Source organism: Nocardia sp. TBRC8007 (assembly GCF_056629435.1).
In genome coordinates, this window is record NZ_JBWSOR010000026.1 from 44670 (window position 1) to 59411 (window position 14742).

Below are 14742 nucleotides of genomic sequence, written 5' to 3' on the forward strand. Positions count from 1 at the left end.
CGTGAACGTCGCAGAACATCTCGTTTTCACTCTCGTCCGCGAAGGTATCGATGTCGTTTTCACGGTGCCAGGCGAACAACACGATCCGATCTTCTCGGCCTTGGCCGAGAATGGGATTCGCGTGGTACAGACCCGGCACGAGCAGGCAGCGGCATTCATGGCATACGGTTACGCCCGCTCCAGCGGCCGGGTCGGAGTGTACCTGGTCATTTCAGGTCCTGGAGTTCTCAATTCCTCTGCGGGACTAGCTACTTCGTACGCGGGCAACGTGCGGGTGCTGTGTTTGGCAGCCCAGATCGCCACCCCTTTCCTGGGTCGTGGTCTGGGTGTGCCGCATGAAATTCCCGATCAACTGAGTGTGCTCGCAAACCTTACCGGTTGGGCTGCTCGTATCGAACGGCCGGACATGGTCAACACAGTGTTGGACGAGGCGTTCCACCGGCTGCGACACGGCAGGCCGCGACCGGTGGCCGTCGAGATTCCGACCGATGTCATGAGCGCGGAGATCACCGCACCCATGACATGGGTACCGCCGGTGGACGCCCGCACGGTCGATCCGAGCGCGATCGAGGCGGCAAGCGTCGCGCTTGCCGCTTCCCGGTCGCCGATGATCTATGTCGGCAGCGGCGCGGTCGCGGCGAATGCCGAGATCGCCGCACTGGCCGAGCACTCCCGGATTCCATTGACCACCGAGATAGGTGGCCGAGGAATCCTCAGCGACGAACACGAACTCGCGGTAATGATGCCTGCCGCACATCGGCTTTGGGCGCGGGTCGATCTGGTGCTCGCCATCGGTACCCGGCTGCGACGACCGCTGGCCGAATGGGGTACGGACGGCCTGGACATCATACGGATCGACCTCGACGAAGAGGAAATCCACCGCGCTTCCACGCCGACGGTGGCGGTGGTCGGCGATGCAGGTCAGGTGGTACGGGCCTTGCGGGAGAAGACCGCACAGGTACCCGACCGCTCCGAATGGCTTGCGACAGTGACGCAGGTCAAACGCGAGATGGCCGCTGAAGTGGGCCGACTCGAACCACAGGTCGGCTTCATCCGGGCAATGCGCGATGCACTGCCTGCCGAGGGGTTCTTCATCGACGAACTGACTCAAGTGGGATATACCGCGCGCGTGGCATTTCCGGTACTAAGGCCCTCGACCTACGTGTCCTCCACCTATTTCGGCGCTCTCGGATTCGGCTTCGCCACTGCGCTGGGCGTAAAGGTGGCGCATCCCACCGCCCCGGTGCTGTCCATATCGGGTGACGGCGGATTCCTCTACACCGCAATGGAACTAGCGACTGCGGTGCAGCAGGGCATCGGCATCGCCGCTGTGGTGTTCAACGACAATTCCTACACCAATGTCGAACGTTCCCAACGGAATCGTATGTCTATACCGATCGGCACCGACCTGCACAATCCTGACTTCCTCGGCTTCGCCGAATCGTTCGGAGCCGTCGGCGTGCGCGTTACGGAACCGGATGCCTTGCGAATCGAGATCGAGAAGGCGTTCACCCGCATCACGACCCCGACCGTGATCGAGGTGCCGACCGGCGAAATGCCCAACCCCTGGCCGTTGATCCGCATGCCGCGAGTCCGGTGACCGCACCGATGCCCAACCCCGAAGGAGCCACCGCCATGCCGTCCGCGTCGAATGCTCTGTCCTTCCGTTCTGCCTTGCTGCATACGCGAACCCAGGAGATCGCCTACATAGCCCGCATCTGCCAGCAGGACCCAGCGACCCTGGACCTGTGTTTCGGCCAGGCCGACCTACCGACACCGCAGTTCGTGGTGGACGCGGCCGCATCCGCCATCGCCGAAGGCAAGACCACCTACGCCTACCGACGCGGAGTCGAGCCGCTACGCCTGGCCATCCAGGACTATCACAGCAAGATCAACGGTGTCGAACTCGACCTGGAACGCATTTCGGCGACGTCCTCGGGCATGAGCTCGATCATGATTTCGCTGCAGTTACTGGTAGAACCCGGCGACAACGTCGTCGTAGTGTCGCCGGTGTGGCCGAATATCGTCATTGCGATCGAGGCCATGGGCGCGACAGTACGGTTCGTCAATCTGGATCTGGTCGACGGGGCCTGGACGCTCGACCTGGCCAAGGTGGAGGCCCGATGCGACGAGCGCACCCGCGCGATCTTCGTGACTTCGCCGAGCAACCCTACCGGCTGGGTCATGCCTGCCGAGCAACAGTACGAGATTGTCGAGCTGGCCCGCCGGGTCGGCACCTGGATCGTCGCCGACGAGGTCTACAGCCGGATCGTGTACGACGGCTCGACCGCGACCCCGTCATTTCTGCAAGTCGCGGATGACGACGCTCCGGTGCTCGTGGTGCAGAGCTTCTCCAAGTCCTGGTCCATGACCGGCTGGCGGCTGGGCTGGCTGGTCCACCCGACCAAGGTGGCCATCCAGGTCGGCAATCTCAGCGCCATCAACAGCACTGGCTCGGCGACCTTCGTGCAACACGCCGGTGTAACGGCCATCAAGGAGGGCGAGCACTTCGTCGCCCTGATGCAGGAGCACTCCGCCCGCGGGCGGCGCATGGTCGCCGAGGCGTTCGCCGGACACCCCCGGATCATGGCTCCGACGGTGCAGGCATCTTTTTTCGCCTACTTCCGCATCGACGGCGTGGACAACTCGCTGACCTTCTCCGAGGATCTGGTACGCCGCGCCAAAGTCGGTATCGCGCCCGGTTCGGCCTTCGGGCCCGGTAATGACGGCTTCTTCCGGGTCTGTTTCGCACAAGACCCTGCGCGCCTGGAAGTCGCTCTCGATCGCCTCATCACCGCACTCTGACGAGCCGACCCCCACCGTTCTTCGATCAGCACAGGAGGTTCTCGTGACCAGGATTCCGCGCGGCGGGGCGACCGACAAACCGCTGCCGTCCGGCCTCGGCCCGTCCACGCTCGGCGTGCGCGGTGGGCTGATGCGATCCGGATTCGAAGAGAACGCCGAAGCGTTATACCTGACCTCGAGCTTCGTATTCGCCGATGCTGCCTCCGCGGAGGCAGCCCTGGCCGGAGATCTGGACCATTACGTCTACTCGCGATTCCGCAATCCGACAGTGTCGATGTTCGAAGAGCGGATCCGGCTACTCGAAGACGCCGAGGCGTGCTTCGCCACTTCGAGTGGCATGAGCGCGGTGTTCACCGCACTGGGCGCACTGGTCGGCGCCGGGGACCGGCTGGTGGCCTCGCGCGGGCTGTTCGGCTCGTGCTTTGTGGTGTGCGACGAGATACTGCCCCGCTGGGGCGTGGAGACGATCTTTGTCGACGGTGAGGACCTCGATCAGTGGGAATCAGCCCTGAGTGAACCGACCACGGCCGTATTCTTCGAAACGCCGGGCAATCCGATGCAGTCGCTGGTGGACGTACCCCGGGTGTCGGAGCTGGCGCACGCTGCAGGCGCCACAGTCGTACTGGATAACGTGCTGGCTTCGCCGGTCCTGCAACGCAGTCTCGATCTGGGTGCGGACGTGGTGGTGTACTCCGGCACCAAACATATGGACGGACAGGGCCGGGTACTCGGCGGCGTGATCCTCGGCACCGAGGAGTACATCGAGGGCCCGGTGCAGAAGCTGATGCGTAACACCGGCCCGGCACTGAGTCCGTTCAATGCCTGGGTGATGCTGAAGGGGCTGGAGACCATGCCACTGCGAGTACGCCATTGCAGTGCCTCTGCGCTGCGGGTCGCCGAATTCCTGGAACAGCATCCGGCGGTGAGCTGGGTGCGTTACCCGTATCTACCGTCGCATCCGCAATATGAATTGGCTACCCGGCAGATGAGCGCGGGTGGCACCGTCGTTACTTTCGAACTCGATGTCCCCGACCAGGAAGTCGCGAAGAAGCGCGCATTCGCGCTGTTGGACGCACTGCGGGTGATCGACATCTCGAACAACCTCGGTGACACCAAGTCGCTGGTCACGCACCCTGCTACCACCACCCATCGCTCGATGGGGCCACAAGGGCGAGCTGCGGCAGGCATCACCGACGGCGTGGTGAGAATCTCGATCGGTCTGGAAGACGTCGAAGATCTCATTGCCGACCTGGACCAGGCAATCAGTTGTAGCACTTGACCATTAGAGTGCTCGATTTTCAGACACGAAAAGGAGTCGAACACGTGTCGTCTGTGACCGAAGCACCGCAGGATTCCCTCGCGACAATTACCGAGGAGGAGATCTTCGCTGGTCATCTCGGTGGCAAGCTGATCGTCGAACTGTCCATGCGAGTGGAATCGCAGCGGGATCTGTCTATGGCCTACTCCCCTGGCGTCGCGCAGGTCAGTCGCGCGATCGCCGAGGACGAGGGTATTGCGAAGACACACACCTGGGCTGACCGGCTCGTGGTGGTGGTCAGCGACGGCACCTCGGTGCTGGGTCTGGGCGACATCGGCGCTCTCGCCTCACTGCCGGTCATGGAAGGTAAGTCCGCGCTTTTCAAGAAGTTCGCGGGGCTCAACTCGATTCCACTGGTGCTGAACAGCACCGACACCGAAGAGATCGTCGCGACACTGGTCCGGCTGCGACCGAGCTTCGGTGCGGTCAACCTGGAAGACATCTCGGCGCCGCGCTGCTTCGAGATCGAGCAGCGGCTGATCGACCAACTCGACTGCCCGGTCATGCACGACGACCAACACGGGACCGCGATCGTGGTACTGGCCGCGCTGCTGGGGGCGGCGAAAATACAGGGCCGCGATATGGAGAGCCTAAAAGTGGTCATCTCCGGTGCGGGTGCGGCCGGTGTGGCGTGTGCCGATATTCTGCTGGCTGTGGGGGTCACCGATGTTGTAATGCTGGATTCCAAGGGCATAGTGAGTACCGACCGTGATGATCTGAATCCGGTCAAAGCGGTCTTGGCAGACCGCACCAATCCGCGCGGGATAACCGGTGGCCCGGTCGAAGCCATGGTTGGCGCGGACGTATTCCTCGGGCTGTCGGCCGGCAGCATCGCCGAAGAACTGGTGGCATCGATGGCGCAGAACTGCATCGTGTTCGCTATGTCCAACCCCGACCCGGAGATCCACCCAGATGTGGCGGCCAAGTACGCCGCGATCGTAGCGACTGGGCGCAGCGATTTCCCGAACCAGATCAACAATGTGTTGGCGTTTCCAGGTGTATTCAAGGGTGCATTGGATGCAGGAGCGCGCCGGATTACCGATAAAATGAAGATCGCCGCCGCGCACGCCATCGCCTCGGTCGTAGCCGACGAACTCGCCATCGACAAGATCGTGCCGAGCCCGCTGGACCCACGTGTGGTTCCTGCAGTAGCCGCGGCGGTCGCAATGACCGCTGCGGCGGAAGGGGTTGTATAAGCAGTACCTTTTCTCCGTTCTGAATACCATTACACTGGTTCTATTTCGACCGTGAACCAGTGAATCCAGAAATCCTTCGACCTGGCCGCATTCCAGCGGCCGGGTTCGTCGGCGTTGTCGTTAAGCGATCCGCCGAAATGGTTCGAGTGGCATGAATTGTATTGCAATACAACAGATCACAAGGTACGCTCGCCAGAAGATTTCAAATACGGTCAGCTGGGTACGAAATGCGTGGGAATAACGCTCCACCGGCATCGGGTGTCGTTGTCCTTGCGAACACGATTCGCATCCGGCCGAAAGTAAGAGGGGGTCGTACGCGCGGTGCAGTGACACAATCGGGTGGATCTGCAAGCTGGGTCCATCATGAGGCGAATCTATTCGACAACTTCGCGCGCCCACCTCGATAGTGTCATGCGGGGTGCAGGTCTTTCGACAGGAATTCATCCTGCGCGCCATTCTGATTGTGTCGACCATTGACTACTTCCGAATAATTCGCGGACACCGACAATCGGTGCCGCTTTCAAACAGAACCGCCAACGATAGGAGGGACCAATGGTCGTTCAGCTCAGAGAACTCCATCCACTCTTCGTCGCTGAAGTGACTGGGACGGACCTGACCTCGCCGGTTCCGGACGACACCTTCGCTGAAATTCACGCGGCCTTCGACCGATACGCTGTGCTGGTCTTTCCGGACCAGCCGGTGACCGACAAACAGCAACTAGCCTTCAGCGAGAGGTTCGGGCCGCTGGAGTCCGCGCCGAATTACGCCGGCGAAGCACTGCGGCTGAGCAATCAGTTCACCGATATCTCCAACCTTGATCACACGGGCGAACTACTCGACCCCAACGACCGGCTCAACAGGTACAATCTGGGAAATCAGCTGTGGCACACGGACTCATCATTCAAAGCACGGCGAGCCAAGTGCTCACTGTTGTCGGCCAGGGAAGTCACACCGACTGGTGGTGAAACCCAGTACGCGGATATGCGCTCGGCCTACGATGCGCTACCAGTCGAGCGTAAGGAACAGATCGCCGATCTGGTAGCGTTGCACAGCATCGCCTACTCGCGCAGCCGAATCGGCTTCAAGGGATTCAATGACGATATCCCCGGCTCATTGCCTCCAGTACCACAACGGATGGTCGACTACTATCCCGATTCCGGGCGGACGAGCCTTTATATCGCCTCGCACGCCTCGCATATTGCCGGCATGCCGGTCGAGCAAGGCCGGGCGATACTGGAGGAATTGATCGAATTCGCTACGCAGGAACAGTTCGTCTACACCCAGAACTGGGCCGTCGGCGACCTGGTGTTGTGGGACAACCGTTGCACCATGCATCGTGGCCGACCTTACGACATGTCCCAACGTCGAGTCCTGCACCGCGCGACCGTATCCGATGTGGTCACCGCGTTCCAGGAGCGAGCGACCGATGCCCAGCAGACCATCGTCGCGAGTGAGAATCTACTAGCGCAGCAGATTGGTATGCCGTGATGGCCGATAGCGCACGCCTGATCATTGTCGGCTGCGGTCACATGGGTTTCGCGATCGTACGAGGTCTGCTAGGTGCCGCGCCCGAGTGGGACATCGTAGTGGTCGAGACAAGTGCTGAACGCCGGACGTTCCTGCGCACGCACGAAGGAATGACAATCTCTGAAGAATTGTCCATCACCCCAGGAGATTTCGTAGTACTGGCCGTGCCACCGCAGGTTTTCGGTGAGTTCGCCCGCACCCAGCGGGACAAATTCATATCCGACACCCCGGTGCTGTCAGTGATGGCAGGACTGACTGCCCATTCCATCGCCGAGGCACTGGGCACTACCCAGGTCGTACGCGCGATTCCGAATACGCCGTCGGAGGTGTTCGCGGGCATGGCTGTGTATTACGCGGGTATGGACGTCGCCGAGCAGACGATTGCCCGTGCCGACGAGCTGCTGAAGACGATCGGTAAGGCCCTGCGCGTCGATAGGGAGGAACTGGTCGACGACGCCACCGCACTGTGCGGCGGCGGACCGGCATTCGTCAGCTATATCGCCGACGCATTCTGCCGGTTCGCCGTCTCCCGTGGATTCACCGAGACGGCCGGGCGGGAAATGACCGTGCAGGTCTTCGGTGGCACTGCCGCTCTGATAGGCGACAGTGACAAACCACCCATGCGGCTGTGCCAGGAAGTGATGACCCCGAACGGCACCACCGAGCGCGGTATCGCCGCCTTCGATGCCGCAGATCTGACGAACTCCGTGCTCACCGCGCTCGACGCGTCGGCACAGCGATCGCGAGAACTCGCCTCGGACATGAGCGCCACCGCGAGGCATGGAGCGAACCATGACCGATGAGGCGCACTGTACCGATGAGTACTACGAAGTCGCGTTCGACGGTGGGCACCGATTCCGTCTACTCGACCGACCGGACACTTTCCGTCTGAGCCAAGCCGGACTGGCGATCGGGAATCACCTGGTCCACAATCTGAACGAACAAGAGCTGGCCGGGCGTATTCTGGATGTGGGTACCGGCAGCGGCGTGATCGCCATGTTACTGCGTGCCATGGGCGCAGACTCCCTAGTCGCCACCGATATCTGGGCGGCAGCAGTGGAAACGGCCCGACAGAACGAACGCGAGAATTTCGGCGATGCGCTTATCGACTTCGTGCATTGTGATCTGTTTCCAGCCGGGGAATCCGCGGCGGAGAAGCCGTTCGATCTGATCGTCTTCAATCCGCCGGGATGGCGGACGCCACCCGGATTCCTGGAAGAATACAAGCACCATTCGCTCGATCTGAGCGCCATGTTCTACGGCGACAGCGTGGTGCTGCGGTTCTTGCAACTGCTGCCGGAGCAGCTGGCCGACAACGGTCGTGCGATTATCGGGCTCAATTCGCTGATCGGCATCGCCGACATCCTACGGCGTGCGCAGTCGGCCCACTTACCGAAGAACGGCTCGTCGATTCTCACCAGACTATTGGAGCGCTTCGAATTCCCGTTGACGTTCTACACCGACGAATGGTTGGAGGCGCGCAGTTTCCTACTCGCCGCATTCGAGCGGGGGCGGAAAGAATACGCGGCGACCTACATCGACAAGGGTGAGAGCATATACTGGTTCTACGAGATCACCGAGGTCAGCATAACCGCACTGGAGCCGACGTCGCTGTCCGAGCTGCCGCTGCTGGCCGGATCCGCAGCACCACACACCAACCAACGGTAGGAGGTTGTCGTGGACGCGGTATCCCCGGCCATCCGACCGACGTACGACGTGGTTGTGGTCGGACTGGGCATTATGGGGTCATCGGCGCTGTTTCACCTCAGCCGACGAGGTGTGAAGGTGATCGGTGTCGAGGCGCATGGTCCACTCAACGATCTGAGCTCCTCACATGGCCAGTCCCGAATCTTCCGGCGGGCCTACTGGGAAGGTGATCAGTTCGTTCCACTGCTGAATCGGTCATATGCGGGCTGGACGGAGCTCGACGCGGCGAGCTACGACACGGTCGCGCTGAAAACCGGCGGGCTGTTCATCGGCTCATCGGAGTCGAAGCTGGTGCGAGGATCTCGGGCGACAGCCGCCCGGTGCGGGCTCGCGCACGAATACCTTGATGCGAGCGAGGTATCCCGGCGATTTCCAGCGTTCCATCCGGACGAGGACGCGGTCGCAGTGTACGAACCGGATGCGCTGATGCTGTTCGCTGATCGCGCTCGGCTCAGTTATCTGTCGCGGGCCGCCGATGGCCACGCCCATGTGGCGTACGGGCAGACCGTGCGTTCGGTGACCCGACACAACGGCGGAGCACTGCTTGTTCGCGGTGATGATTGGCAGGTCAGTTGCGGCACAGTGATTCTGACGGTCGGTGGCTGGATCGGGGGTTTCCTGCCGCAGGAGATCGCGTCCCTGGTCACGCCGATGCGCATTCCGGTCTACACTTTCGATCTCACGCCACAGTACGAGCGAGACCATCTGCCGGGCCGTATGCCAGTTTTCCTCTACGAGAACGATGCGGGGGCGCTGATGTACGGGCTGCCGGAATGGCGAGCCGTCGACAACAGTATGAAAATCGGCTTCCACAACCGGCAGCTGTCCCCTGTAGATATCGACAGTCACCGGCAGCCGCCGAGTGAAGCGGAACGCCTCGAACTCTGGCGGACGATCCGGCCGCTGCTGCCGGGAGTCCGCAGCACTGGGCTCGGACTCTCGTGTGTGTACACGATGTCACGAGACGAGAGTTTCCTGATCGGTCGATCCAGGGAAGTGGAAGGCGTCGTCTATGCGAGCGTCTGCTCCGGGCACGGTTTCAAATTCGCGCCCGCAATCGGCGAAACGCTGGCGCAACTCGCCATCGACGGATATTCCGCAGTGGACATTTCACCATTCACCCCCGAACGCATAGCAACCAGCCATACGGGCTGACCACCGGGAAGATCTCGACGCATTTCGCCGAGATCTTCGGAGTCACCGCGCCCGGCGCAAAGGGCATTCTCGACCTGACCACCCAGCCCGTTGTATCGGCCGTGTGGTCGTGCAGGGGCTGTTCGGCGCCGGTCCGAGGGGTATTTCGACCGTGCCATACAGTGACCGTGCCATACAGTTCAGCTGTTGGGTTGCCGCTCAAGTCGTGATGCCGAATACACTGGTGGGGCTGGTGGCGACCACGGTGGGAGTGGCGGTACCGGTGATCGGCGCCGACACCACCTGCACGGTAGCTGTATTGGTGATGAACAGGGTGCTGCCTGAGGCGGTGATCCCCACAGGGCTCGACAGACCGGTCACCAGAGGAGTCGGTGTTCCTCCGGTGACCGGAACAGTCACCACCCGATCGGTCGCGAACTCGCAGATGTAGAGGAGGTTACCGATTCGGACGAGACCTGCGGCACCGGTCAAGCCGGCCGTCAGCAGAGTCGGTGTGCCGCCGGTCTGCGGTACCGAATACGCACTGGTGCTGCCATCGGTGAAGAACAACAAGCCGCCGTAGGTGTAGGGCAGTGCGTTGCTGGTGCCGTCCACGGAGGTGACGGTGACCCCGACGGTGCCGGTGCCGGGTGGGGCGATGGCGTTGATCTGGGTGTCGGAAATAATGGTGAAGGTGGTCGCCGTCGCCCCGAACCGCACGGTCAACGGGCCGGTGAACCCGCTGCCGAAGATCTGCACCGTGTTGCCGCCGGATTCGGGACCGGAGATCGGGTTGAGCGTGGTGAGCACGGGTACGGCCAGCAGCGCCGCCGCGACCGGCACGAGCCCTGATTGGATGGGCACCCCGTCGGTGATGCCGAAGATGCCGGTGGGGCTGGTGGCGACCACGGTGGGAGTGGTGGTGCCGGTGATCGGTGCCGACACCACCTGACTGGTACCTGTATTGGTGATGAACAGGGTGCTGCCGGAGACGGTGATCCCCACAGGGATCGACAGTCCGGTCACCAAGGGGGTCGGCGTGCCACCGGTGATCGATACCGTCGACACCCGACCGGCCGCGGCCTCGCAGATGTAGAGGAGGTCACCGGCCCGGACGAGATCATCGGGAATACTCAGGCCACTTGCCAGCAGAGTCGGTGTGCCCCCGGTTTGCGGCACCGAATACACATTTCCGGGGATGTTGTTATCGGTGAAGAACAGCAGGCCTGCGCCTCCGTAGGTGTAGGGCAAGGGGTTGCTGGTGCCGCCCAACAAGGCGGCGACAGTAACCTCGACCGTGCCGGTACCGGGCGGGGCGATGGCGTTGATCTGGGTGTCGGAGACGATGGTGAACGTGGTCGCCGTCGCCCCGAACCGCACTGTCAGCGGCCCGGCACCGGCGAACCCGCCGCCGAAGATCTGTACCGTGTTGCCACCGGATTCGGGACCGGAACTCGGATCGAGCGAGGTGAGCACAGGCGCCATCGTGGGGCCTCCCAACCATGGAAACAGGTTGTTATACAAAGGATGTCATGGTGGTCGCACCACCGCTGTATCCAGTAACCCACCGGCGGTGGTATTTTCGCAACGCATCTTTGGTGGCGGTTCCGCAACAATCCCAGGTCCTGTTGTCCTTCTCGGTCCAGGATCTTCGATCGGCCGGTTTCTGGATACGATAGTGGTTGTCCGGCAGCGGATATCGAGGCCTTGGTGGTGTTTGATCAGATACTCGGCGCCAGGAGTTACTGTGCCGGTGTGAGTCCACGGTCAGAGGTCCGGATGTGGTGTTCGACATGTTAGCGGTGAAGTCGCGTACTCGGCCGTCGTGCTAATCCGTGACGATGCGTTTGAACCCTTCAGCGTAGCGGCAGCCGAGGCGCTCACCGTAGCGCAGCATCCGCTCCACTACCCAGGACACGGACCCGCGCGGATCCGGCAGGTCACGAAACTGGCTGCGATGCGCCAGAATCGCGTCCACTTTTCGATCAGCCGTGTTATCGACGTCGATCAGCAGATCGGTGTGCTCGTAACCGGGCAGCCACACCTCGGCAACCCGATGCGGAGCCAGCCCTTCGGAGAGCAGTTCCGGAAAGGCCCGCGGATTTCTCGCATAGGGATACACTGCGTTCAGTGCGGCCGCGCCGACCGCCAGGTGGTCCGGATGCGAGGCGCCGATCGGAAACAGCAGCGAGCGCAGCGGCTGGTGGGTGAGTACGAGATCCGGCTTCTTTCTGCGGATTTGGCGAGTCAGCGCCAATCTCAGCTCGGGTGAATCGGTGACCGACCCGTCCGGTAAACCGAGGAACGACACGTCGGTGACTCCGAGAATTCTTGCCGCGTCCCGCTGTTCGGCGTACCGGGATGCTACCAGTTCAGCATCTGGCACCTTCGGATCTTCACCTCCCTGTGCCCCGTCGCTCACCACCAGATAAGCCACCTGCGCACCCTCTTCGACCAGTCGTGCGGTAGTGGCACCGAAGGCGAACTCAGCATCATCCGGGTGGGCGGCGATCGCCAGCACTCGGTCGAAGGAACGAGGAAGCGGCTGCGGTGTCGCGGTCGTCATGGGTTGAGAACCTACCGTCCCACCCGATAGCGTTCTATCCCAATGACCATCCGGTCGAGGTGCCCGCCGTTGAGCCGAAATGTCGGGCACTGCGCTCAGGCGCTTTTCGGGCACTGCGCTCAGGCGCTTTTCGAGCCTTCCAGAGATACACGATGGTCGGCGCCTGCTCGGCGGAAAGTGAGCACGCCGTCTTCGAGCTCATGCGAGCGCAGTATCTTGCTGTCGCGGTAGTAGTCGTTGACTGCCTTCCAAGGGCCGTTGGTGCCCTGCCGCGGCAGTACTGCGTCACCACGCTGCACGTAGCCGGAGCTCAGCGAGCCGTCCAGCACAGAATTCCGGCCACGATCGCTGTCGTGGGCTATGGCTTCGACCCGGACGAAACCCTTGGCTTTCATGTGCTCGAGCACACGGCAGAAGTATTCGGCCGAGAGGTCGGCACGCAGCGTCCACGATGCGTTGGTGTAGCCGAGCACTATCATCATGTTCGGCACTCCGTCGAGCATCGCTCCTTTGTAGATCACCCGATCATGGATGGCCACCGGTTCGCCATCCACCTCCAAGCTCATCCCGCCGAGCGTCTGTACATTCAGTCCGGTTGCGCTGATCACTAGATCGGCGGGCAGTTCCTGGCCGGAGGCCAGACGGATACCGGTTTCGGTGAATGTCTCGATGCGGTCGGTGACGACAGATGCCTTACCCCCGCGCAGCGCCTTGAACAGGTCGCCATCGGGCACTGCGCACAGGCGTTGGTCCCACGGGTTGTAGCTCGGGGTGAAGTGACGCATATCGATGTCCGGGCCGATCTGCCTCCGTACAGCACCGAGCAACAGTTTTCTCGCCATCTCCGGCTTGGTCCGGGTGAACAGGAAGAAGGCGCGGTGCAATGCGATATTGCGGGTACGTCCGATCCGGTAGATGATCTTGGTGGGTACCTTGGCCAGCTTCATGCCCGCCGCGAGTACGTCGTCTGAGGGCAACGCGGTGATGTAGGTCGGTGAGCGTTGCAGCATGGTGATATGTGCCGCCGTGTCGGCCATGGCCGGAACCAATGTGATCGCGGTGGCGCCGGAGCCGATCACCACCACGCGCGAGTCGGTGTAGTCGAGGTTCTCGGGCCAGTGCTGCGGATGCACGATCTGCCCGCCGAAATTCTCCTCACCAGGAAATCGGGGACGGTATCCCTTGTCGTAGTCGTAGTAGCCGGTGCAGCCGATCAGAAAGTCACTGGTATAGACCTCCACTTCGCCGGTTCCTTCGTCGAGCGCCTCGACCGTCCAAGTGGAGGTCTCGCTGGACCAGCGTGCCGTGGTCACCTTGCGGCCGAATCTGATGTGCTCGGTGACTCCGTGCTCGTCAGCGGCCTGCTCGATATATTGCCGAATGCGCGACCCGTCGGCGAGCACCTTTGTACCGTGCCAGGGGCGGAAGTTGTAGCCGAGGGTGTACATGTCCGAGTCGGAGCGGACACCGGGGTAGCGGAACAGATCCCAGGTGCCGCCGATAGCGGTTCTGCGCTCCAAGATCATATAGTTACGCTTGGTCCGTCGCTCGGTGAGGTGGCAGGCCATGCCGATTCCCGACAGCCCAGCACCGATGATCATTACGTCGACATGCCGCGTCATTGAGGTACTCGTTTCATCTGGTCGGCCACGCACAGTACCCGGTGCGTATCAAAACAGAGTACGTGTTATGCATAGTAACGTCTAGTGTCAGATGGTCATAAGAGCACTTCCGCATGATCGGCATTCACCACACCGACAACTCACAGACGATAAGCCCATCACGACGATCCTCGTCATGGTGGGCTTATCGATAGACATGATCAAGCCGTCGCCACGGCAAGCCCACGAAGAACGCTGGTATACGCCTGCGGCGCAACGGCGACGATCGGCACTACGCGCGGAATGCGGCGTAAACCCGGCGTAGCTGGCGTTTATAGATCTTGCCCGAGTCATCGCGGGGAAGTTCGTCGACCACGCGAAGCTCAGTGGGAAGCTTATAGTCGGCGAGTTGCCCACACAGAACTGCACGGACAGTATCCGCGGTGAGTTCCGCACCGGGACGGGCGACAACAAACGCGGCGACGGTTTCACCCAGATCACCGCTGTCCGGCAGTCCGAGCACTGCCACGTCCTCCACCCCATCCACGGTCATGATGGCGTTTTCGATCTCCGCAGGATAGATATTCACCCCACCACGGTTGATCACCTCGCTACTACGGCCGGTCAGGTAGAGGTATCCGTCGACATCGACGCGACCGAGGTCACCGACCCACAGCATGTCCTCGACCGGGCTGTTCGGCATGCCTTGGCCGAGGTAGGTGAACTTCGGCCAATAATCGGCACCTCGAACGTACACTCGGCCGATCTCGCCCACTGGGAGAGGTCGGCCGTTCTTGTCAGCGATCAGCGCAGCGGACCCGTCGGCCGCGCGGCCGACGCTGCCGGGGTGCTCTCGCCATTCCATAGCACTGATCCATGTAACGGACC

Annotated in this window: 12 protein-coding genes; 8 read left to right on the forward strand and 4 right to left on the reverse strand. The window is 61.9% G+C overall.

What is annotated here, in order from left to right:
• Position 1: 1 nt before the first annotated feature.
• The 8 genes from ACX4ZE_RS17375 to solA all read left to right on the forward strand — a co-directional run bounded on the left by ACX4ZE_RS17375 (position 2) and on the right by solA (position 9708).
• The gene (locus ACX4ZE_RS17375) at positions 2-1600 is read left to right on the forward strand and encodes a thiamine pyrophosphate-dependent enzyme (protein ID WP_480274498.1); all 1599 of its coding nucleotides are present in this window, start codon (positions 2-4) and stop codon (positions 1598-1600) included.
• Between the two features lie 35 nt (positions 1601-1635).
• Positions 1636-2805 carry a pyridoxal phosphate-dependent aminotransferase gene (locus ACX4ZE_RS17380; RefSeq protein ID WP_480274499.1) on the forward strand — a complete coding sequence of 390 codons (1170 nt, stop codon included), beginning with the start codon at positions 1636-1638 and terminating at the stop codon, positions 2803-2805.
• Between the two features lie 43 nt (positions 2806-2848).
• Complete coding sequence (locus ACX4ZE_RS17385; RefSeq protein WP_480274500.1) at positions 2849-4084, forward strand: O-succinylhomoserine sulfhydrylase; 1236 nt, start codon at positions 2849-2851, stop codon at positions 4082-4084.
• Between the two features lie 44 nt (positions 4085-4128).
• Positions 4129-5319 carry an NAD(P)-dependent malic enzyme gene (locus ACX4ZE_RS17390; RefSeq protein WP_480274501.1) on the forward strand — a complete coding sequence of 397 codons (1191 nt, stop codon included), beginning with the start codon at positions 4129-4131 and terminating at the stop codon, positions 5317-5319.
• 552 nt (positions 5320-5871) lie between these two features.
• Positions 5872-6807, forward strand: coding sequence for a TauD/TfdA dioxygenase family protein (locus ACX4ZE_RS17395; protein WP_480274502.1), 936 nt, complete (start codon positions 5872-5874; stop codon positions 6805-6807).
• Positions 6807-7649, forward strand: coding sequence for a pyrroline-5-carboxylate reductase (gene proC / locus ACX4ZE_RS17400; protein ID WP_480274503.1), 843 nt, complete (start codon positions 6807-6809; stop codon positions 7647-7649). The genes ACX4ZE_RS17395 and proC overlap by 1 nt, the downstream gene beginning before the upstream one ends.
• Positions 7639-8514, forward strand: a complete 876-nt coding sequence (locus ACX4ZE_RS17405) for a methyltransferase (protein WP_480274504.1) — start codon at positions 7639-7641, stop codon at positions 8512-8514. Before proC ends, ACX4ZE_RS17405 begins: the two co-directional genes overlap by 11 nt.
• Positions 8515-8523: 9 nt before the next feature.
• Positions 8524-9708, forward strand: a complete 1185-nt coding sequence (gene solA / locus ACX4ZE_RS17410) for an N-methyl-L-tryptophan oxidase (RefSeq protein WP_480274505.1) — start codon at positions 8524-8526, stop codon at positions 9706-9708.
• 198 nt (positions 9709-9906) lie between these two features.
• Here solA and ACX4ZE_RS17415 read toward each other — a convergent pair whose 3' ends face one another.
• The 4 genes from ACX4ZE_RS17415 to ACX4ZE_RS17430 form a co-directional block, all read right to left on the reverse strand.
• Positions 9907-11172, reverse strand: coding sequence for an IPT/TIG domain-containing protein (locus ACX4ZE_RS17415; RefSeq protein WP_480274506.1), 1266 nt, complete (start codon positions 11170-11172; stop codon positions 9907-9909).
• A 343-nt stretch (positions 11173-11515) separates the two neighbouring features.
• Positions 11516-12253, reverse strand: a complete 738-nt coding sequence (locus tag ACX4ZE_RS17420; protein WP_480274507.1) for a PIG-L deacetylase family protein — start codon at positions 12251-12253, stop codon at positions 11516-11518.
• Positions 12254-12372: 119 nt separating this feature from the next.
• Positions 12373-13875 carry a flavin-containing monooxygenase gene (locus ACX4ZE_RS17425; RefSeq protein WP_480274508.1) on the reverse strand — a complete coding sequence of 501 codons (1503 nt, stop codon included), beginning with the start codon at positions 13873-13875 and terminating at the stop codon, positions 12373-12375.
• A gap of 271 nt (positions 13876-14146) precedes the next feature.
• On the reverse strand, positions 14147-14742 hold a 596-nt coding region (locus tag ACX4ZE_RS17430; RefSeq protein WP_480274509.1), incomplete at its 5' end, for a class I adenylate-forming enzyme family protein.